Source organism: Noviluteimonas gilva, assembly GCF_009740395.1.
GTDB classification, from domain to species: domain Bacteria; phylum Pseudomonadota; class Gammaproteobacteria; order Xanthomonadales; family Xanthomonadaceae; genus Noviluteimonas; species Noviluteimonas gilva.
In genome coordinates this window covers 194,749-216,350 of sequence record NZ_WOXT01000003.1, presented here as the reverse complement: position 1 = coordinate 216,350, position 21,602 = coordinate 194,749, and the positions used below count along the sequence as shown (strand labels likewise).

At 67.1% G+C, this 21,602-nt stretch carries 14 protein-coding genes and 1 pseudogene; 13 read left to right on the top strand and 2 right to left on the bottom strand.

Translation table 11 applies throughout. The annotated features are described in order from the left end of the window. Positions 1-17 precede the first annotated feature (17 nt). From carA to GN331_RS11820, 13 genes and pseudogenes are all read left to right on the top strand, one after another. Positions 18-1,160, top strand: coding sequence for a glutamine-hydrolyzing carbamoyl-phosphate synthase small subunit (gene carA, locus GN331_RS11880; protein ID WP_331713467.1), 1,143 nt, complete (start codon positions 18-20; stop codon positions 1,158-1,160). After that, positions 1,157-1,582, top strand: coding sequence for a DUF6973 domain-containing protein (locus GN331_RS11875; protein WP_331713466.1), 426 nt, complete (start codon positions 1,157-1,159; stop codon positions 1,580-1,582). Before carA ends, GN331_RS11875 begins: the two co-directional genes overlap by 4 nt. Before the next feature lie 10 nt (positions 1,583-1,592). Continuing rightward, complete coding sequence (carB, locus tag GN331_RS11870) at positions 1,593-4,838, top strand: carbamoyl-phosphate synthase large subunit (RefSeq protein ID WP_156642368.1); 3,246 nt, start codon at positions 1,593-1,595, stop codon at positions 4,836-4,838. After that, positions 4,835-5,317, top strand: a complete 483-nt coding sequence (gene greA / locus GN331_RS11865; RefSeq protein WP_269448208.1) for a transcription elongation factor GreA — start codon at positions 4,835-4,837, stop codon at positions 5,315-5,317. The genes carB and greA overlap by 4 nt, the downstream gene beginning before the upstream one ends. Positions 5,318-5,387: 70 nt before the next feature. Next, on the top strand, positions 5,388-6,263 hold the full coding sequence (locus tag GN331_RS11860; RefSeq protein ID WP_156642538.1) for a phosphoglycerate mutase: 876 nt from the start codon (positions 5,388-5,390) through the stop codon (positions 6,261-6,263). Beyond that, a complete protein-coding gene (gene recJ / locus GN331_RS11855; protein WP_156642358.1) occupies positions 6,260-7,978 on the top strand; it encodes a single-stranded-DNA-specific exonuclease RecJ in 1,719 nt (572 codons plus the stop codon). Before GN331_RS11860 ends, recJ begins: the two co-directional genes overlap by 4 nt. An 83-nt stretch (positions 7,979-8,061) precedes the next feature. Beyond that, positions 8,062-9,312: a class I SAM-dependent methyltransferase gene (locus tag GN331_RS11850; protein WP_156642356.1), complete on the top strand. Its 1,251-nt coding sequence runs from the start codon at positions 8,062-8,064 to the stop codon at positions 9,310-9,312. A gap of 70 nt (positions 9,313-9,382) precedes the next feature. After that, complete coding sequence (locus tag GN331_RS11845; protein ID WP_156642354.1) at positions 9,383-12,148, top strand: VIT domain-containing protein; 2,766 nt, start codon at positions 9,383-9,385, stop codon at positions 12,146-12,148. 173 nt (positions 12,149-12,321) lie between these two features. Continuing rightward, positions 12,322-13,450 (top strand): peptide chain release factor 2 gene (prfB, locus tag GN331_RS11840; protein ID WP_156642352.1). Its coding sequence is split into 2 segments (ribosomal slippage): positions 12,322-12,396 and positions 12,398-13,450, totalling 1,128 coding nucleotides; the frame shifts between segments, so codons are not numbered across the junction. A gap of 19 nt (positions 13,451-13,469) precedes the next feature. Then, positions 13,470-14,984 carry a lysine--tRNA ligase gene (gene lysS, locus GN331_RS11835; protein WP_156642350.1) on the top strand — a complete coding sequence of 505 codons (1,515 nt, stop codon included), beginning with the start codon at positions 13,470-13,472 and terminating at the stop codon, positions 14,982-14,984. An 88-nt stretch (positions 14,985-15,072) separates the two neighbouring features. Beyond that, positions 15,073-15,444, top strand: coding sequence for a PilZ domain-containing protein (locus GN331_RS11830; RefSeq protein ID WP_197427110.1), 372 nt, complete (start codon positions 15,073-15,075; stop codon positions 15,442-15,444). Between the two features lie 129 nt (positions 15,445-15,573). Further along, positions 15,574-16,635: pseudogene (locus GN331_RS11825) on the top strand (HD domain-containing phosphohydrolase); the annotation flags it as partial. After that, complete coding sequence (locus GN331_RS11820; protein WP_156642536.1) at positions 16,632-18,821, top strand: ATP-binding protein; 2,190 nt, start codon at positions 16,632-16,634, stop codon at positions 18,819-18,821. The pseudogene GN331_RS11825 and the gene GN331_RS11820, both read left to right, overlap by 4 nt. Positions 18,822-18,870: 49 nt before the next feature. Here the strand turns inward: GN331_RS11820 and GN331_RS11815 are convergent, their stop codons facing one another. After that, positions 18,871-19,743: a crotonase/enoyl-CoA hydratase family protein gene (locus GN331_RS11815; RefSeq protein WP_156642344.1), complete on the bottom strand. Its 873-nt coding sequence runs from the start codon at positions 19,741-19,743 to the stop codon at positions 18,871-18,873. A 174-nt stretch (positions 19,744-19,917) separates the two neighbouring features. Continuing rightward, positions 19,918-21,600 (bottom strand): long-chain fatty acid--CoA ligase, encoded by a 1,683-nt coding sequence (locus GN331_RS11810; RefSeq protein ID WP_156642342.1) that lies wholly within the window; start codon positions 21,598-21,600, stop codon positions 19,918-19,920. Positions 21,601-21,602 lie beyond the last annotated feature (2 nt).

Here is a 21,602-nt window from a genome sequence, read left to right as displayed (position 1 = left end):
CGACATAGGCGAAGCCCGTGACCCCAACTGCTCTGCTCGCGCTCGAAGACGGCACCATCTTCGAGGGCGTTTCCGTCGGCGCGCCCGGCCTTTCGGTCGGCGAAGTGGTGTTCAACACCGCGATGACCGGCTACCAGGAGATCCTCACGGACCCCTCCTACGCGCGCCAGCTCGTCACGCTGACCTATCCGCACATCGGCAACACCGGTTGCACCGACCAGGACGACGAAGCCACCCAGGTCTGGGCCGCCGGCCTGATCGTGCGCGACGTCCCGCGCCGCCCGAGCAACTGGCGCAACCAGCAGGCGCTGCCCGAGTGGATGAAGCAGCGCGGCGTGGTCGCCATCGCCGACATCGACACCCGCAAGCTCACGCGCCTGCTCCGCGACCGCGGCGCCATGAACGGCGCGCTGCTCGCGGCTTCCGCCCCCGGTGAAGTGCTCGACGCCGCCAAGGCGATCGAAGCGGCCCGCAAGTTCCCCGGCCTGAAGGGCATGGACCTGGCGAAGGAAGTCACGACGCAGGCTGCCTACCCGTGGCGCGAGGGCCAGCTGGACCTCGACAGCAACGTCTTCGTCCAGACCCCTTCGAAGTTCAAGGTCGTCGCCTACGACTTCGGCGTGAAGCAGAACATCCTGCGCATGCTGGCCGAGCGCGGGTGCGACGTGACCGTCGTGCCGGCGCAGACGCCGGCCGAGCAGGTGCTCGCGATGAACCCGGACGGCGTGTTCCTCTCCAACGGTCCCGGCGACCCGGCCCCGTGCGACTACGCGATCGACGCGATCCGCACCTTCGTCGACCGCAAGCTCCCGACCTACGGCATCTGCCTGGGCCACCAGCTCCTGGGCCTGGCCATCGGCGCGACGACCAGCAAGATGAAGTTCGGCCACCACGGCGCGAACCATCCGGTCATCGACCTCGACTCCGGCCGCGTGATGATCACCTCGCAGAACCACGGGTTCGCGGTGGACGAGGCCTCGCTGCCGAAGAACGCACGCGTCACGCATCGCTCCCTGTTCGACGGTTCGAACCAGGGCATCGCGTTGACCGACGCACCGGCCTTCTCCTTCCAGGGCCACCCGGAAGCCAGCCCGGGTCCGCACGATGTCGCGCCGCTGTTCGATCGCTTCATCGATGCGATGGAGGCACGCGCGAAGTGAAGCGCCCGAGTCGTCGCCTGCGCCTGATCGCCGCCACCTTCCTGGTGCTGGCGGCCTATCCGGCGTTCGTGTTCGGCACCGTGTATGCGCATTGGTTCGGTGCCGGCTTGCCCGGCGGTCGCAACGGCCCGTCCGATGCCTACCGCCACACGCTCGCGAGCGCGACCGTCGCCTACACCACGTCGCCGCGCCTGGTCGCGCTGGTGACGCGCGTAATGGAACGCGACGGGCAGGGCGGCGACATGCGCTGGATGGATGCGCACAACAACCGCATCGGCGCGCGAATCGGCGCCGAGGCCAATAGTTGGAAAGAGATGCAGGCGCGCGTGCGCGCCGCGATCGACGCCGGCGCCATCGGCGCCACCGACGAAACCCAGATCACCTGGCTGCCGCGCGAGCGGTGGCAGGACCGAATGTACTGAAGGGCGAGAAATGCCGAAGAGAACCGACCTCAAGACCATCCTCATCATCGGCGCGGGCCCGATCGTCATCGGGCAAGCGTGCGAGTTCGACTACTCCGGCGCGCAGGCCTGCAAGGCGCTGCGGGACGAGGGGTATCGCGTCGTGCTGGTCAACAGCAATCCGGCGACGATCATGACCGACCCGGAGATGGCCGACGCCGTCTACATCGAGCCGATCAACTGGCAGACGGTCGAAAAGATCATCGCCAAGGAAAAGCCCGATGCGTTGCTGCCGACGATGGGCGGCCAGACCGCGCTGAACTGCGCGCTGGACCTGGCCGACAACGGCGTGCTCGAGAAGTACAACGTCGAGCTGATCGGCGCCTCGCGCGATGCGATCCGCATGGCCGAAGACCGCGAGTTGTTCCGCGTGGCGATGTCGGAGATCGGCCTGGAATGCCCGAAGGCCGCGGTCGCGCGCACGTTCGAACAGGCCGTCGAAATCCAGACGACCGTCGGTTATCCGACCATCATCCGTCCCTCGTTCACGCTCGGCGGCACCGGCGGCGGCATCGCCTACAACAAGGAAGAGTTCGAAGAGATCGCGCGCCGCGGCCTGGAACTCTCGCCCGTGCACGAAATCCTCGTCGAGGAATCGGTGCTCGGCTGGAAGGAATTCGAGATGGAAGTGGTCCGCGACAAGGCGGACAACTGCATCATCGTCTGCTCGATCGAAAACCTCGACGCGATGGGCGTGCACACCGGCGACTCGATCACCGTCGCGCCGGCGCAGACACTCACCGACAAGGAATACCAGCGCCTGCGCGATGCCTCGGTCGCGGTGCTGCGCAAGATCGGCGTCGACACGGGCGGATCGAACGTGCAGTTCGGCATCAACGCGCAGACCGGCCGCGTGGTCGTGATCGAAATGAATCCGCGCGTGTCGCGTTCCTCGGCGCTCGCGTCGAAGGCCACGGGTTTCCCGATCGCCAAGGTCGCGGCCAAGCTCGCCGTCGGTTACACGCTCGATGAGCTGCGCAACGAGATTACCGGTGGAAAAACACCCGCATCGTTCGAACCGACGATCGACTACGTCGTCACCAAGATCCCGCGTTTCGCGTTCGAGAAGTTCCCGGCCGCCGATGCGCGCCTGACGACGCAGATGAAGTCGGTGGGCGAGGTGATGGCGATCGGCCGCAGCTTCCAGGAATCCTTGCAGAAGGCGCTGCGTGGGCTGGAAACCGGCAAGGTCGGTCTCGACCCCACGGGCCTGGATCTGAGCAACGAAGACGACCTGGCGAAGATGCGCCGCGAACTCAAGGAGCCGGGCCCGGAACGCATGTTCCACCTGGGCGATGCGTTCCGCGCGGGCATGTCGGTCGAAGACGTGCATGCCTTGTCGTTCGTCGATCCGTGGTTCCTCGACCAGATCGAAGAACTGATCGCGATGGAACGCGACCTCGCCGTCGCGGGCCTGGATGCGCTCGATGCGCGCCGCCTGCGCCAGCTCAAGCGTCGCGGCTTCTCCGATGCGCGCATCGCGCAAATCGTGAAGACCAACGAATCGGCCATCCGCGCACTGCGCAAGGCCTTCAACGTGCGTCCGGTGTACAAGCGCGTGGACTCGTGCGCGGCGGAATTCGCCACCAGCACCGCGTACCTGTATTCGACCTATGAAGACGAGTGCGAAGCCGCACCGACCTCGCGCGACAAGATCATCGTGCTCGGCGGCGGCCCGAACCGCATCGGGCAGGGCATCGAGTTCGACTACTGCTGCGTGCACGCGGCGATCGCGCTGCGCGACGATGGGTTCGAGACCATCATGGTCAACTGCAACCCCGAAACCGTGTCGACCGATTACGACACCTCCGATCGCCTGTATTTCGAGCCGCTGACGCTGGAAGACGTGCTGGAGATCGTCGAGCTCGAACAGCCCAAGGGCGTGATCGTGCAATACGGTGGCCAGACGCCGCTCAAGCTTGCGAAGGCGCTGGAAGCCAACGGCGTGCCGGTGATCGGCACTTCGCCGGATTCGATCGACCTGGCCGAAGACCGCGAACGCTTCCAGCACCTGGTCACCGACCTGGGCCTGCTGCAGCCGCCCAACGGCACCGCGCGCAACCACGACGAAGCGCTCGCCATCGCGCGCAACATCGGTTATCCGCTCGTCGTGCGCCCGAGCTATGTGCTCGGCGGCCGCGCGATGGAGATCGTGTACTCCGATGCCGACCTCTCGCGCTACATCCGCGAAGCGGTGAAGGTCTCGAACGATTCGCCGGTGCTGCTCGATCGCTTCCTCGACAACGCGGTGGAAGTCGACGTCGACATCATCGCGGACAAGGACGGCAACGTGCTGATCGGCGGCGTGATGGAGCACATCGAGGAAGCGGGCGTGCATTCTGGCGATTCCTCGTGCTCGCTGCCGCCGTACTCGCTGTCCGCGCAGACGCAGGACCGCCTGCGCGAGCAGGTCGTCGCGCTCGCCAAGGCGCTCAAGGTCGTCGGGCTGATGAACACGCAGTTCGCGATCCAGCAGAACGATGACGGCGAAGACACCATCTTCCTGCTCGAAGTGAATCCGCGCGCCTCGCGCACCGTGCCCTTCGTGTCGAAGGCCACGGGCGTGGCGCTGGCGAAGATCGCCGCGCGCTGCATGGCCGGCAAGACGCTGGCCGAGCAGGGTGCGACGAAGGAAGTCGTGCCGGGCTACTACTCGGTGAAGGAAGCGATCTTCCCGTTCGCCAAGTTCCAGAACGTCGATCCGATCCTCGGTCCCGAAATGCGTTCGACGGGCGAGGTGATGGGCGTGGGCCGCAGCTTCGGCGCGGCGTTCGCGCGTGCACAGGAAGCCGGTGGCATCAAGGCGCCGCCGGTCGGCAAGGCGTTCATCTCGGTCCGCGATCCGGACAAGGTGCGCGTGCTGTCGGTTGCGCAGGATCTCGTGCGTCGCGGTTATTCGCTCGTCGCCACCGGCGGCACGGCGGAATTCCTGCGCAACAACGGCCTTGCGTGCGCGAGCATCAACAAGGTGATCGAAGGACGGCCGCACATCGTCGACCTGATCAAGAACGGCGAGATCGTGTATATCGTCAACACGACCGAGGGCAAGCAGGCGATCGCCGACTCGTTCTCGATCCGGCGCGAAGCCTTGCAGCAACGCGTCACATACTCGACCACCATCGCGGGCGCCCGCGCGCTGCTGAATTCGCTCGACCATCGCGGGACGGGTGAAGTCAATGCGCTGCAGGCGCTCCACCAGGAACTCAAGACGGCATGACCACCCGGGCACCGATGACTGCGAAAGGCGCGCTGCGTTTGCGCGCGGAACTGGAAGAACTCAAGTCGGTGAAGCGGCCGGCGGTGATCCATGCGATCGCCGAGGCGCGCGCGCACGGCGACCTCAAGGAAAACGCGGAATATCACGCCGCGCGCGAGCAGCAGGGCTTCATCGAAGGCCGCATCAAGCAGCTCGAAGGTGAGTTGTCGCACGCGCAGGTGATCGACGTGGCTTCGCTCAACGCCGGTTCGCGCATCGTGTTCGGCGCGATCGTCGAGTTGGCCGATGCCGACAACGGCGAAGAGAAGCAGTACCAGATCGTCGGCGACCTCGAAGCCGACATCAAGCTGGGGATGATCGCGATCTCCTCGCCGGTGGCGCGTGCGCTGATCGGCAAGCACGAAGGCGACACGGTCACCATCGATGCGCCTGCAGGCCAGCGCGAGTACGACATCGTCGCGGTTCGATACGAGGCGTGAGGACGTGACGACACCCGCGGCGTCGGCGACCTTCCTGTTGCCGGCGCGCGTGCGGTTCGGCGGGCAGGCGATGCCGCCGGTGCTCGCGAAAGTCTTGGGCCGCGCGGATCGCACCGACGTCGAGCCTGGCGAGCGCGCGCAACTGCTTCGACACTTCGATTTGTTGCCGCGCGGCTGGCCCGTCGCGGCGATCACGCGTGCGTTCGATGCCAACGATGTGAACCTTGGTGCGTGGTTGCGCGCCGATCCCGCGTTCGTGCGTCCCGATCTCAATGGTGCGCGCCTGCTCGCCTCGGGCGATGCGCTGCAACTGACGCAGGCCGATGCCGATGCGTTCCTGTCGGTGTTGCGTCCGTTGTTCGGTGATTCCGGCATGCCGATCGATGCGCCGCGGCCTGCGCGCTGGTACCTGCGCCTGATGCGCGAAGCCAGGCTGCCCACGATGGCCTCGCCCGAGGAAGCGCTCGGCGCGGATCTGTTCGACCATCTGCCCGAAGGCCAGGAAGGCCGGCGTTGGCGCGCGTTGCTGAGCGAAGCGCAGGTCGCCTTGCATCAACACCCGTTGAATGCCGAGCGCCAGGCCGCGGGCAAGCCGCCGGTGAATTCGGTGTGGTTCTGGGGTGGCGGTGTGTCGCCGGATCACGTGACGACCGCGCACGAGCTCGTGCAATCCAACGAAGTGACACTGCGCGCGCTGGCGAAGTCGGCGAAGGTCGATGGCATCGACCTGCCCAGGAAGTTGGGGCTCGCCGGCTTGATCGACTTGCGCGCGATGCGCGATCTGGCCGAATTCGATGCGCAGTGGTTGACGCCTGCACTGCAACGCCTGCGCATGGGCGGGCTGACGTCGCTCGACCTGGACTGCGAAGACGGCGTGCGCTTCACGCTGCGGCGCAACCAGCGCTGGCGTTTCTGGCGCAAGCCGCTCAAGGCCTTCGACGCATGACCATGATGCGCCGCATCGTTCGCCGCCCCGCGGTCGCGACGGGGAGCGATTGGCCCGATCACGTTCCGATGCTCCTGCGCCGCCTGTATGCCACGCGCGGTGCGGCCGATTTCGACGCTGCGCGCCCGAAGCTTGCGCGCCTGCACGCGCCCGACACGCTCGGCGGCATGGACGCGGCGACGGTGTTGCTGCGCGATGCGATCGTGCAGGACAAACACATCGTCGTCGTTGGCGATTTCGATTGCGACGGCGCGACCGCATGCGCGGTCGGCGTGCGCGGCCTGCGCATGCTCGGCGCGCAACGCGTGTCGCACGCAGTGCCCAATCGCGCGGTGCATGGCTACGGACTGTCGCCCGGCCTGGTCGACGATCTCGCGGCGCTCGCGCCCGACTTGCTCGTCACCGTGGACCACGGTATCGCGTGTCACGCCGGTGTCGCCGCGGCGCGGGCGCGTGGTTGGCAAGTACTCGTCACCGATCATCATCTGCCGGGTCAATCGCTGCCCGATGCGCACGCGATCATCGATCCGAACGTCCGCGGCGATGGCTTCCCGAGCAAGGCGCTCGCGGGCGTGGGCGTGATGTTCTACGTCCTGCTCGCACTGCGTGCGCGATTGCGCGCCGAAGGCTTGCCGAGCGACGCCGACCTCACCACGCTGCTCGACCTCGTCGCGGTCGGCACGATCGCCGATCTCGTGCCGCTCGATGCGAACAACCGCGCGCTCGCAGGCGCGGGCTTGCGTCGTTTGCGTGCGGGGCAGGGCTGCGCTGGTCTGAAAGCCCTGATCGAAAGCAGCGGACGCGATGTCCGCACGCTGACCGCCGCCGACATCGGCTACGCACTCGCGCCGCGCATCAATGCCGCCGGTCGCCTCGAAGACATGGCGCTCGGCATCGAATGCCTGATCACCGACGACCCCGCGCAGGCGCGCGAACTCGCCAACGTACTCGGCGAAATCAACGCCGAACGCAAGGGCGTGCAGCAGCAGATGACCGACGAGGCCGAAGCCGCACTCGCGCGCGTCGCGCTCGACGGCGACATGCCACCGGTGTTGTGCCTGTTCGACCCGGCATGGCATCCGGGTGTGGTGGGACTCGTTGCTTCGCGCATGAAGGACCGCGTGAACCGCCCCGTGGTCGCCTTCGCGCCCGCCGAGCCGGGCAGCGATGCCTTGCGCGGATCGGCGCGTTCGATCGCCGGCCTGCACATCCGCGACGCGCTCGCCGCGGTGGACGCCGCGATGCCGGGCCTGATCCCGCGCTTCGGCGGTCACGCGATGGCCGCGGGCCTGAGCCTGTCGCACGGCGCGCTCGACGCGTTTGCGAATGCGCTGCGCATGCACGTGGAAAGCGTGCTCGACCCTGCGTTGCTGCAGGCCGAAGTGGTCAGTGACGGTTCTCTCGAAACGCACGAATTCGACCGCGCAAGCGCCGAGTACCTGCGCGACGGTGGACCGTGGGGCCAGGCGTTTCCCGAACCCTTGTTCGACGGCGTGTTCGACGTGGTGGGGCACAAGGTCGTCGGCCTGCGGCATCTGAAGCTCTCGCTGCGGCTGCCCGGGCGCGCGGCGCCGATCGACGCCATCCACTTCAACGGATGGACCGGCACGCCGCCGCCCGCGCGCGTGCACCTGGCGTATCGCCTGGCCGTGGACGACTACCGGGGTGGCGATGCGATCCAGCTGGTCGTGGAGTACTGCGCCGAGCCGGCCTGAGTTCACGGCTCGCGCGGGCGGGGGATGTCGCTTCGCCCTTGATCGAATACGATCAGCCACCCCCGCTTGAACCGAGGTCGCGCTTGTCGGACGTCAACAGTCGAGACTATTGGGACGCACGCTTCCGCACGGACTGGGACGTCAACGGCGGTGGGCCGCAATCGCGTTTCTTCGCCGGCGTGGCGCTCGCCCTGATGCCCGACTGGTTGAAGGCCTGCGCGCGCGGGGGCGGCACCGACGGCGCGCCGATGACGCTGTGCGACATCGGATGCGCGGAAGGCGCGGGGACCGAGGTCCTCGCGAAGGGGCTCGGCATTCCGACCACGGGCGTCGACTTCGCCGCCGAAGGCATCGCGCTGGCGCGCGAGCGGCATCCCGACGTCGCGTTCGAGGTCGCGGACATGCTGGCCGCACCCGGCAGCGAGAAGGCGTTGAACACGCGCTTCGACATCGTGTTCTCGTCCAACACGCTCGAACATTTCGAACGTCCCTGGGCCACCTTCGACACGATGGCCGCGAGCGCCGACCGCTTCCTCGTGCTGCTGCTGCCCTGGCGCGAAGGCGACAAGCTGGAAGCCGAACACTTCGTGCAGTTCACGCCGGAAGCCATTCCGGCGGCGCGCGACGGCTGGGTGCTGGCGCATGCGAGTGCGGCGGATGTCGCGGACTGGCCCGATTCGCGCTGGGCGGGCGACCAGGTGCTGCTCGTGTACGCGCGCCCGCAGGCGTTGGCGGATGCGCGCGTGGCGCTGGCCGACATGCGCATCGATGATCCCGACCGCGAAAGCCTGCAGGCCAGGCTTTCGGCGCGCGCCGCGTCGGCGCAGGCATCCGCGTCGCGCGCGGCCGCGTGGGATGCGGCGGCGCAGGCGGCGAATGCGAAGGCAGCGAATGCGGAGGCCGCGGCGCAGGCCGCCGCGTCACGCGCGACGGCCGCGGAGACGAAAGCGAACGAAGCGGACGCGCGCGCGCAGGCCGCGGAAACCCGGGCGAACGAAGCGGACGCACGCGCGGCGACAGCGCAGGCCAGTGCGCAGGACGCCGCCGCATCCGCGCAGGCCGCGACCGAACGGGCCACCACCGCGGAAGCCGCGTCGCAAGCCGCACTCGCGCGCAGCGCCGAACTCGAAGCCACGTTGCAATCGAGCCAGGCCCGCGTCGCGGAACTCGACCGCGCACTCGCGGAACTGAAGTCCGCGCACCACGAACTCGTCGTGCAGCAGCCTCCGCTCCAACACCAGGCCGCCGAACTCGCGCGCATCCTGGGCTCCCGCACGTGGCGATGGACGGGCCCGTTCCGCCGGCTCGGGCACGTGCTGTTGCGCCGGGGCTAGCCGGGGCCAACCCCGTTCGCACGGGCCGTGCGTTCGAGGGGAACATCACGGCCAGGACAGGGGAGCTTCCATGCAACGTTCCATCGTCGCGGGGATCGCGTGCGCGATCACCTTCGTCATCGGTTTCGCGTCTCCCCTCTCGAAGGCGCAGAACGTCACCGCGCCCACGGTGCGGATCGGCGGCGACGCGAAGGGCCTGCAGCCCATCCGGGTGCGGCAGGTGGATACGACGACCGATGTCGTCGGGCGACTCTCGCGCAAGACGCTGACGTTCGAACTGTCCAATCCGAACAACCGCGTGCTCGAAGGCACGATGGAATTCCCGCTCGCCGCCGGGCAGCAGATCACCGGCTTCGCGCTCGACATCGCCGGCGACATGCGCGAAGCGGTGCCCGTTCCCAAGGACAAGGGGCGGCAGGTGTTCGAGAGCATCGAGCGTCGCGGCGTCGATCCGGGCCTGCTCGAACAGACCGCGGGAAACAATTTTCGGGTGCGCGTGTATCCGATTCCGGCCAATGGCGTGCGGCGCGTGCGGCTGACGATCGACGACACGCTCGCCCGAGGCGCTGCTAAGAAGGCGTCGTACGCAGCGCGTCGGGACAACGGCGAGGTGTATGTCCTCGGCGAGGTGCCTGTCGAGGCCGCCTCGAAGCCGCGCGTCATTCCCGATCGCGTCGGGATCCTGTGGGATGCATCGGCGTCCACGCGCACGCATCAACGCGCGCACCTGCAGATGCTCGGGGACTATCTCCGCGCGATGGGCAACGGCACGGTGACGCTGCGGTTGCTGCGCGATGTGGGCGAAGACGCCGGCACCTACGAGATTCGCAACGGCGATTGGTCCGCGCTCCACAGCAAGCTGGAAACCGTCGTGTACGACGGTGCCACCGATCTCGCCGATTGGACGCCGCGTGCCGACATCGCCGAATACCTGCTCTTCAGCGACGGCCACCGCAACTACGGCGAACGCGACGTGCCACGGCTGTCCGCAACGCAGCGCCTGTACGCCATCGCGCCGAGGGAAGGCGGTTCCGACACCGCGCGGTTGGCGACGCTCGCCCAGCAACGCAACGGGCGCCTGGTGCTCGATCGTTGGCATGATCGTGGCGATGTGGCGCTTCGCCAGTTGACTGGGCAAAGCCTGCGCATCGTTGGCCTGGCACCGCACGGCGTGACGGATCTCGAAGTGCCCGGGCGTTTCATCGACGACGGCGTGCTGCGCGTCGCCGGGCGTGCGACGCAACGCGGCGCCTATGTCGACGTCACGCTCGACGACGGGGCAGGGCAGCGCATCGTGCGCGTGGACATGCCGATCAATGGCCCGTCGCATCCGCAGGTCGCGTCGCTGTGGGCAGGCTGGAAAGTCCGCGCGTTGTCCGTCGATCCCGAACGCAACGCCGCGCAGATCGCGCGCATCGGGCAGCAGTTCGGCATCGTCACGCCGGGCACGTCGCTGATCGTGCTCGAGAATGCGGACGACTACGTGCGCTACGACATTCCCGCGCCGGCGGCGTTGCGCGAGGAAGTTGCGCAATTGCAGGCCGTGCGCGACAAGGAACGCAAGCAGAACCGCAATGAGCGCATCGACAGCGTCGCGGACAAGTTCGCGCAACGCATCGCCTGGTGGGAGCGCAAGTTCCCGAAGGATTCGCCGCGGACGCAGAAGATCGCGAAGGAGAACGACGTCGCACGCCGTGCCTACGCGAGCGCCGCGGAGGCGGCCGAGGCGGCCGCCATGGCGGCAGATGCAGCGGCAGATGCAGCAGACGCCGCTGCGAGCATGGCGCGCGAAGAGCCGTCCGTCGTTTTCGACGCAGCATCGCCCCAGGAATTGCGCGCACCGGCGCCTGCGATGGCGGCGCCTGCATCCGCCGAACTGATGTCGGCGAATTTCGTCAGCGCAGGCGGGCGGGATGCGCCCGGACCCACCGCCACGATCACCCTGCAGCCCTGGCAATCCGACGCGCCCTACGCCCGTCGCCTGCGCGATGCGAAACCCGCCGACGTCTACGCGCTCTATCTCGGCGAACGCGACGCACACGCCGACAGCACCGCCTTCTACCTCGACGTCGCCGGCATCCTGCTCGCCAAGGGCCGTCGCAGCGAAGCGCTCCGCGTGCTGTCCAACCTGGCCGAGATGCAGCTCGAAAGCCGCCATGTCCTCCGCGTGCTCGGCTATCGCCTGATGCAGGCCAACGACGACGCGCGCGCGGTCGAAGTCTTCCGCAAGGTGCTCGCGATGGCCGACGAAGAGCCGCAGAGCCATCGCGACCTCGGCCTCGCGCTTGCCGCCACGGGCCATCGACAGGAAGCCATCGAACATCTGTACGAAGTCGTCGCGCGCCCGTGGGATGGACGCTTCGATGAAGTCGAACTCGTCGCGCTCAACGAACTCAACGCGATCGTCGCGACCAGCCCGCAGCCGCTCGACACCGCGTTCGTCGACCGCCGCCTGCTGCGCAACCTGCCGGTGGACCTGCGCGCGGTGCTGTCCTGGGACAGCGACAACAGCGACATGGACCTGTGGGTCACCGATCCCAACGGCGAGCGCTGCTACTACGGCAATCGCCTGACGTACCAGGGTGGGCAACTGTCCGACGATTTCACGGGCGGCTACGGCCCCGAGGAATTCCTGCTGCGCGATGCCAAGCCCGGCAAGTACCGCGTGGAGGCGAACTTCTACGGCGACCGTCAGCAGATCGTCACCGGCGCCACGACCCTGACGCTCACGCTCACCACCGGCTGGGGCACCGCGGCCCGCAAGGACCAGGCCGTGACCCTGCGCCTGACCGACGCGCGCGAAACCGTGCTCGTCGGCGAGTTCGAAGTGAAGTAGGAGGGTCTGGAGGGGTAGCCCCCTTTGAGTCAAAGGGGGCGCGCGACAGCGCGGGGTATGTGGAGGCACAGGCATGGGGCCCGAAGTTTGCGAAGCAAACTTTGGGGCGGACCCGCGGCTTTAGCGGGTCCGCTGCTATCATTTGCGGCCGAACGCAACACGTTAGCCGCCACATGATCGAACTCAATCCCATCCGCCAGCGCATCGCCGACCTCACGGGCCGGCTGGATGCGCTGAGGGGGTTTCTTTGACTACGACGCCCGCAAGGAGCGTCTGGAAGAAGTCAACCGCGAACTCGAAGCCCCGGACGTCTGGAACGACTCCGAGCGCGCGCAGGCTTTAGGCCGCGAGCGCAGCTTCCTCGACAAGACCGTCAACGGCATTCGCGACCTGACCCAGGGCCTGGTCGGCGCGAACGAACTGCTCGAACTGGTCGAGATGGAAGACGACGAGGACACGCTGCAGGCGGTGGTCGCCGACGTCGATCGCTATGCGCGCGGCGTGGAGCAGCTGGAATTCCAGCGCATGTTCTCCGGCAAGATGGATTCGCACTCGGCCTTCGTCGACATCCAGGCCGGCGCTGGCGGCACCGAGGCGCAGGACTGGGCGGAAATCCTGTTGCGCATGTACCTGCGCTGGGCCGAGTCGCGTGGTTGGAAGACCGAACTGCTCGAAGTCTCCGGCGGCGAAGTCGCGGGCATCAAGTCCGCCACGTTCCGCGTGGAAGGCGATTACGCCTACGGTTGGCTGAAGACGGAAATCGGCGTGCACCGCCTCGTGCGCAAGTCGCCGTTCGATTCCGACAACCGCCGCCATACCTCGTTCACCTCGGTGTTCGTTTCGCCGGAAGTGGATGACTCGATCGACATCGAAATCAATCCGGCCGACCTGAAGACCGACGTGTATCGCTCGTCGGGCGCCGGCGGCCAGCACGTCAACAAGACCGAATCGGCAGTGCGCATCACGCACATCCCCAGCGGCATCGTGGTCGCGTGCCAGACCGAACGCAGCCAGCACGCCAACCGCGACCGCGCGATGAAGATGCTGGCGGCCAAGTTGTACGAACTCGAGATCCAGAAGCGCAACGCCGAAAAGGATGCGCTGGAAGCCACCAAGTCCGACATCGGCTGGGGCAGCCAGATCCGCAACTACGTGCTCGACCAGAGCCGCATCAAGGACCTGCGTACGGGTATCGAACGCAGCGACACGCAGAACGTGCTGGACGGCGACCTCGACGAGTTCATCGAGGCGAGCCTCAAATCCGGGCTCGAAGCCGGATCCAAGCGCAGCGACGCCGCCTGATGCGAACCACACGATGACGATGACCGAAGACACCCAGCCCCAGCACGACGAAAACCACCTGATCGCCGAGCGCCGCGCGAAGCTCGCGCAGTTGCGCACGCAGGGCAACCCGTTCCCGAACGACTTCCGTCGCGAAGACCACGCCGGCGATCTGCAGGCGGAGTTCGCCGATGCCGAGAAGTGGACGGGCGAAGCGCTCGAAGCCTTGCCGCGCCGCGTGAAACTCGCCGGCCGCATGCTCGCCAAGCGCGTGATGGGCAAGGCGGCGTTCGCGCAGGTGCAGGACGTCAGCGGGCGCATCCAGTTGTTCCTGCAATCCAACACGCTCGGCGACACCTACGACGCGTTCAAGGGCTGGGATGCCGGCGACATCCTCGCCGCCGAAGGCACGCTGATGCGCACCAAGACCGGCGAGTTGTCGGTCAAGGTCGACGTGCTGCGCCTGCTCACCAAGTCGCTGCGCCCGTTGCCGGACAAGTGGCACGGCCTGGCGGATGTCGAGCAACGTTATCGCCAGCGTTACGTCGACCTGATCGTGACGCCCGAGGCGCGCGATGTATTCGTCAAGCGTTCGCAGGTCATCGGCGCGATCCGTCGCTGGCTCGACGCGCGCCGCTTCCTCGAAGTGGAAACGCCGATGATGCATTACATCGTCGGCGGCGCCACCGCGAAGCCGTTCACCACGCACCACAATGCGCTGGGCCTGGATCTGTTCCTGCGCGTGGCGCCGGAGCTGTATCTCAAGCGCCTGGTCGTCGGCGGGTTCGAGCGCGTGTACGAGATCAACCGCAACTTCCGCAACGAAGGCGTCAGCACGCGGCACAACCCGGAGTTCACGATGCTCGAGTTGTACGAGGCCTACGCCACGTACGACGAGGTCATGGACCTGACCGAGGACATGATCCGCCACGCCGCGCAGGAAGCCATCGGCACCACCGCGCTGACGTGGGAAGGCAATGCGATCGACCTGGGCGCGCGTTTCCGCCGTTGGAAGCTCGAAGAAGCCGTGCGCGAGCACAACCCCGAGATCACCGTCGCCGACTGCCGCGACCGCGATGCGCTTGCGCGTCATTGCGAACGTTTGCGCATTCCCGTGAAGAAGGGTTACGGGTGGGGCAAGTTGCTGCTGGAAATCTTCGAGAAGACCGTGGAAACCGGCCTCATCCAGCCGACCTTCATTACGCATTACCCGGTGGAAGTCTCGCCACTGGCCCGCGAATCGGACACCGAACCGGGGATCACGGATCGCTTCGAGCTGTTCGTCGGCGGCAAGGAACTCGCCAACGGCTTCTCCGAGCTCAATGATCCGGAAGACCAGGCGGCGCGTTTCCGCGCGCAGGTCGAGGCGAAGGAGGGCGGCGACGACGAGGCGATGCATTACGACGCCGACTACATCCGCGCCCTCGAAGTCGGCCTGCCGCCGACCGGTGGCCTGGGCGTGGGCATCGATCGCCTGGTGATGCTGCTGACCGATTCGGACTCCATCCGCGACGTGCTGCTGTTCCCCTACATGCGCCCGGAAGCGCACGGTTAAGCCATTCTTGCCGTGCAGATGTCCGCTTGTGGTCCCCTTGTCCGTATGAACAGGGGACCAGGGGAACCACCAGCGGTGCAAAATGGGCATGGCGCCAACGGCGCAGTCCGACATCCGACGCTCGCGCGTGTACGTCGACGGCGAGGCGCTCATTCGTGGGCCGGAAGGCGACTTCCGTGCGCCCCTGCGGGACCTGTCGATCTCCGGTCTTCACATGCTGCGACCACCGGGCTTCGCGCTGCGCGTGGGCCAGGCGGTGGAGGTGGAGGTGCGTTGCGGGCCCCGGGAGGCGGGGATCGAGTTCCTGTTGATGGCGCGCGTGGCGCGCACCGATTCGGATACGGTGGGCCTGCGCTTCGCGCCCTTGCCCGACCGCATGGCGCGAACGCTTGAACGGGTGCTCTCGCAGTACGGCACCCTGCAAACCGGTGCACCCGACGAACGGCGGGGGCGCCGTTGATCTTCCGCGCTGCGGACGCCGTCGCGGATTCCACTGCCGTTCCGTATTCGCCGTCGCTGGGCGGGGTATGCTCCCGCCCAACGCCGGGGGAAGGATTCCGGGGGGCGCCAACGCATGCGGGTTAATGAAGTGAACGTGGTCATCGTCGACGACCAGACATCGGCGCGCACCATGTTGCGCCACATCCTCGAGGACATCGGTCCCGAGCTGGCCGTGCACGATTTCGGCGACCCGACCGCGGCGCTGACCTGGTGCGAGAACAACCGGCCCGACCTGCTGCTGCTCGATTACCGCATGCCCGGCATGGACGGCCTGGAGTTCGCGCGCCGCTTCCGCCGCCCGCCCGTGCACCGCGACGTGCCGATCGTGCTGGTCACCGTGGTCGGCGACGAACCCGTGCGCCAGGCCGCGCTCGAAGCCGGCGTGATCGATTTCCTCGTCAAGCCCGTGCGTCCGCGCGAATTGCGCGCGCGTTGCCGCAACCTGTTGCACCTGCGCCAGCAGGCCGAGACGGTGAAGCAGCGTGCGCTCTCGCTCGAGCAGCGCCTGCTTTCGAGCATGAACGAAGTCGAGGAGCGCGAGCGCGAAACGCTGTCGCGCCTGGCACGCGCCATCGAATACCGCGACATCGGCACCAGCGCCTATCTCGAACGCATGGCGCACGTCGCCGGCCTGATCGCCGAAGGCCTCGGCCTGACGGAAGAAGAAGCGCGCCTGATCGAACTCGCCGCGCCCCTGCACGACATGGGCAAGATCGCGATTCCCGATGCCATCCTGCTCAAGCCCGGCCCGCTCACGGAGCAGGAGACGCAGATCATGCGTCGCCACCCGCGCATCGGGCATGAGTTGTTGAGCGGCAGCCAGAGCCGTTTCATCCAGACCGGCGCCACCGTCGCGCTGCGCCACCACGAGCGTTACGACGGCAGCGGCTATCCCGACGGCCTGGTCGGCGAAGCGATTCCGCTGGAAGCGCGCATCGTCGCGGTGGCCGACGTGTTCGATGCCCTGATCTCGCCGCGCCCCTACAAGGAAGCGTGGACGATCGAAGCGGCGCTCGCGTTCCTCTACGCGCAGCGCGGTCGTTTGTTCGATCCCAAGTGCGTCGAAGTGCTGATTCGCCAACGCGAACGCCTCGACGACATCTGCCAGCGCTTCTCCACCGTGAGCGCGCGGCCGGCCCTGGAGGCCTGATCGTGTTGCTTGCCGCACTCCGGCAGCGGTTGGCCAACCGGCCCGACAGCGAACACGGCCAGGCCCTCGTGCGCCTGGCGGTGCTGTCGGTCGTGCTGGTCTACCTGCTGGTGCGCGGCCCGGGTACGGAACCGTGGGCGGAGTATCGCGACGTCCTGCTGATGGTGGGCACCGGGTTCGCGGTGGGCCTGGGCATCGTGCTGTCGATCGTCGCGCGGCCGGGCGTGTCGCACCTGCGTCGCACGATCGGCATGTTGTCCGACTACGGGCTCATGGGCCTGGCGATGATCCGCATGGGCGAACCGCTCGCGTGGGTCTACGTCATCCTGATGTGGGTGACGGTCGGCAACGGCCTGCGCTTCGGCAACCGTTATCTGTACATGGCCGTCGCCGGCGCGGTGACGAGCTTCGGCTGCACGCTGCTCTTCAGCGATTACTGGCACGGCAACAGCAGCCTGGGCATCGGCTTGCTCGTCGGCCTGGTCGCGGTGCCGCTGTACCTGTCGGGCCTGTTGCGCGCGTTGACCAAGGCGACCGAGGAAGCGCGGCGCGCCAACGAGGCGAAGAGCCGGTTCCTGGCGAACATGAGCCACGAGTTCCGCACGCCGTTGAATGGCCTGGCGGGCATGTCCGAGCTGCTCGCCACCACGCGCCTGGATGCCGAACAGCGCGAATGCCTCAACACCATCCAGGCCTCCACGCGCACGCTGTTGTCGCTGGTGGAGGACGTGCTCGACATCTCCGCGATCGAGGCGGGCAAGCTCAAGCTGCACACCGTCGAATTCTCGCTGGGCGAAATGCTCGAGAACATCGGCGCGATCCTGCAACCGACCGCGCGCAACAAGCGCATCGAATACATCTCGCGCGTTGCCATCGACGTGCCCGACCGCGTGATCGGCGATGCGGGCCACGTGCGCCAGGTGCTGATCAACCTGGCGGGCAACGCGATCAAATTCACCGACGAAGGCTCGGTCCGCCTGGAGGTCGCGCTCGCGCACCCCGAATCCGACGGCCAGCAGGTGCGCCTGCGCTTCACCGTCATCGATACCGGCATCGGCATTCCGGCGGCGGCGCGTGCGCGCCTGTTCGAAGCCTTCGAGCAGGCCGATGCGAGCCTCTCGCGCCGCTACGGCGGCACGGGCCTGGGCACGACGATCGCCAAGGGCCTGACCGAAGCGATGGGCGGCAGCATCGGCTTCGAGAGTTCGGAAAAGCGGGGCAGCCGGTTCTGGGTCGAGTTGCCCTTCGACCAGGTGCAGGTCGCGCCGGTCGGCGTGCCCGCGCCCGTGGCCGAAGGCAAACCTGCGATCCCGGTTTCGTCGGCGTCCTTCGGCGACAACGCGGCGAACGTCATCGCGTTCGGCGATCCGTTCCTGCGCCATCGCGCGCGGGTGCGTTCGCTCGATCTGCTCATCGCCGACGACCACGCGGCGAACCGCATGGTGTTGCAGCGCCTGCTGCAGAAGGCGGGCCATCGCGTGACCAGCGTCGGCGACGGCGAAGAAGTGCTCGATGCGTTGTCGGCCAACAGTTTCGACGCGGCGATCGTCGACCTGCACATGCCCGGCGTCAGCGGCCTGGACCTGTTGCGCGAGTTGCGCGTGATGGAGGCGGGTGGCGGCAAGCGCACGCCGGTCATCGTGCTCACCGCGGACGTTACGCCCGAAGCGATCCAGCAGTGCGCGCAGGCCGGTGCCCGTGCGTTCCTGCCCAAGCCCGTCGTCGCCGCGCGCCTGCTCGACACGCTCGCGGAAGTCGCCACCAGCGGCCAGGCGAACGTGCAGGCGACCAACCCGCGCATCGAGCTGCCGGTGTCGGACGACGATTTCGATCCGGGCGTGCTGGAAGAACTCGGCTCGCTCGGCATGGGCGAGACCTTCGTGCGCGAGTTCATCGCGCAGTGCTTGCGCGACGCGGAGACGTGCCTTGCGGCGCTGGAGAAATCCGGCGAGGCCGGCGACTGGCCCGGTGTCCGCGACCACGCGCATGCCCTGAAGGGCGTGTCGAGCAACCTGGGCCTGGTGAAGCTCGCCGCGGCCAGCAGCGAGTGGATGCGCATTCCCGAGTGGCAACTCACGCGCGAATGGCGCCCGCGGCTTTCCGTGCTGCGCGAACGCATGGCGCAAGGTCGGGCTGCGCTGGACGCGCGCGGGCATCCTGCCGCGCGCGACAACGAAAACAGCTAGATCTGGCGAAGCTAGACGTCAGGTCGAGCGTTGTATCCGGGCAAATCGATCAGGCGGCGGCTTCGGCTCCCGAGCGGCGTTCCTGCGCGCGGACGATGCGGTCCATGGTCTTGAGCGAACGATCGCCCAGCGCCAGCGCCGTATCCACCCACACTTCGGTGATGCCCATCAGCTCGTCGTAGCCCACCGGCTGCGCGATCTGGCGCACCTGGTTGAGCGCGAGATGCGAGTGCGGCGAACGCTGCTGCTGGCGGATCAGGTCCTGCACGGCCAGTTCGCCTTCGCCCTTCGGCACGAGGATGTCGACGACGCCCAGCTTGTACAGCTCGTCGCTCGTATAGATCTGGCCGCTGAGGATCATCTTCTCGGCCTGCTGCGGCGACACGCGCTTGCAGAGGAACGAGTAGGCGCCCATGCCCGGGAACAGACCGAACAACACTTCCGGCAGGCCCATGCCCACGCCTTCTTCGGCAACGATGGTGTGGCACGACAGCGCGAGTTCCATGCCGCCGCCGAGCGCGTCGCCCTGGACCAGCGCGATGGTGCGCACGTCGCCGCCGAGACCGCCGTGGATGCTGTGCACGCCATCGATGCAGCGACGCGCATAGGCCAGCAGTTGCTCGCGGTTGTTTTCACGAATGAGGCGAGCGAACAGTTCGAGGTCGCCGCCGAGGTTGAACGCGGGGGCGTCCGAGGCGATGACGACGTGGCGCAGGTTGCCCGGATGACGCTGGGCCTTGTTGAGCGTGATGCTGCTGAGGTAACGCCACATCTCATCCATCAGTTCCGTGCGGAAACACGGACGGATGCCGGTGCCGGCGTCAGCGTGCATGTAGAGCCAGTGGGACGCGCCCGACGGCTCTGCTTCGACACGCAGGGTGGGATAGCGATGGCTGCGCTGCAGCTTCTCGATGTTGCTCATGTTTTGTTTCCCCTTGGGAGCCCGTCCGCGAACAGGGGTGGGTAGCGGGCGGGCGAATGACCCACGCAGGGGATGCTACACCCGGTGAAACGTCATCGCCGGGTGAAAATGCAAGCGTTTCCATTCACGGGGCGACGGACGGTAGCGGAACGCGACCGATCCCCCGATTGCAGGTCAGGGCTTGGCGCTCTGCTCCCGGAGCTCGCGTCTCAGGATCTTGCCGACATTGGTCTTCGGCAACTCGGTCCTGAACTCGACGTACTTGGGCTGCTTGTACCCGGTCAGGTTCTCCCGGGCATGCGCCTTGACGTCTTCGGCCGTCAGCTTGGGGTCCTTGCGGACGATGACCACCTTGACCGCCTCGCCGGACTTGTCGTCGGGCACGCCGACCGCGCCGACCTCGAGCACGCCCGGGAGCATCGCGATCACGTCCTCGACCTCGTTGGGGTACACGTTGAAGCCCGAGACCAGGATCATGTCCTTCTTGCGATCGACGATGTAGAAGAAACCCTTGTCGTCCATCTTCGCCATGTCGCCGGTGTGCAGCCAGCCATCGGCATCGATGACGTTGGCGGTTTCGTCCGGGCGGTTCCAGTAACCGCGCATGACCTGCGGCCCCTTGATGCACAACTCGCCGACTTCGCCCAGGCCGGTGACGAGATTGCCGTCCTCGTCCTTCAGGCAGGCATCGGTGGACGGGATCGGCAAGCCGATCGCACCGTTGTACTCGGCCAGGTCCATCGGGTTGATGCACGCGGCGGGCGAGGTCTCGGTGAGGCCATAGGCCTCGACCAGCGTCGAGCCGGTGACCTGCTTCCAGCGTTCGGCCACGGCGCGCTGCACGGCCATGCCGCCGCCCAGCGTGAGGTGCAGGCGCGAGAAATCGATGTCGGCGAAACCCGGCGTGTTGAGCAGGCCGTTGAACAGCGTGTTGACGCCGGTGATCGCGGTGAAGGGGACCTTCTTCAACTCCTTCACGAAGCCGGGCATGTCGCGCGGATTGGTGATGAGGTGGTTGTGGCCGCCGAACTTCATGAAGACCAGGCCGTTCGCCGTCAACGCGAAGATGTGGTACAGCGGCAGCGCGGTGATGATCGTTTCTTCGCCGTATTTGACGTTGGTACCGATCCACGCTGCGGCCTGCTGCATGTTGGCCACGAGGTTGCGGTGGGTGAGCATCGCGCCCTTCGCCACGCCCGTCGTGCCGCCGGTGTACTGCAGGAACGCGAGATCCTGCGGATCGATCGCGATGTCCTGCAGCGTGTGCATCTGGCCGAGCGTGAGCGCATCGCGGAAGCGGATCGCGCCGTCGATGTCGTAGTCCGGCACCATCTTTTTCACGTGGCGGAGGACGAAGTTGACGATCGCGCCCTTCGGAAAGCCGAGCATGTCGCCCAGGCCCGTGGTGATCACCTGGCGGATCTGCGTCTGCGCGATCACTTCCTGCACGACCGAGCCGAAGTTGTCGAGCACGAGCAGCACGGTCGCGCCGGAGTCGACGAGCTGGTGCTTGAGCTCGCGCGGGGTGTACATCGGGTTGGTGTTGACGACGGTGAGGCCCGCGCGCAGCACGCCGAAGGTGGCGATGGGGTACTGCAGGCAGTTGGGCATCATGATCGCGACGCGATCGCCCTTCTTCAGTTTGAGTTCGCCGAGCAGGTAGGCCGCGAACTGCTGGCTCAGCCGGTCGATATCGGCGTAGGTGAGCGTCTTGCCCAGGTTGGAGAAGGCAGGGCGGTCCCGATACTTTTCCAGCGAGGACTGCAGGACCGAAACGATCGAGGGGAATTCCTCGACGTCGATCTCCGCAGGCACGCCTTGCGGGTAACTGGCCAACCACGGACGTGCCTGCTGCATGC

Excerpts from the sequence above, each read along its gene's own strand:
- carB (WP_156642368.1), top strand. The coding sequence starts at position 1,593 with ATGCCGAAGAGAACCGACCTCAAGACCATCCTCATCATCGGCGCGGGC.
- greA (WP_269448208.1), top strand. The coding sequence starts at position 4,835 with ATGACCACCCGGGCACCGATGACTGCGAAAGGCGCGCTGCGTTTGCGC.
- GN331_RS11860 (WP_156642538.1), top strand. The coding sequence starts at position 5,388 with ATGCCGCCGGTGCTCGCGAAAGTCTTGGGCCGCGCGGATCGCACCGAC.
- recJ (WP_156642358.1), top strand. The coding sequence starts at position 6,260 with ATGACCATGATGCGCCGCATCGTTCGCCGCCCCGCGGTCGCGACGGGG.
- GN331_RS11845 (WP_156642354.1), top strand. The coding sequence starts at position 9,383 with ATGCAACGTTCCATCGTCGCGGGGATCGCGTGCGCGATCACCTTCGTC.
- lysS (WP_156642350.1), top strand. The coding sequence starts at position 13,470 with ATGACCGAAGACACCCAGCCCCAGCACGACGAAAACCACCTGATCGCC.
- GN331_RS11830 (WP_197427110.1), top strand. The coding sequence starts at position 15,073 with ATGGCGCCAACGGCGCAGTCCGACATCCGACGCTCGCGCGTGTACGTC.
- GN331_RS11815 (WP_156642344.1), bottom strand. The coding sequence starts at position 19,743 with ATGAGCAACATCGAGAAGCTGCAGCGCAGCCATCGCTATCCCACCCTG.
- GN331_RS11810 (WP_156642342.1), bottom strand. The coding sequence starts at position 21,600 with ATGCAGCAGGCACGTCCGTGGTTGGCCAGTTACCCGCAAGGCGTGCCT.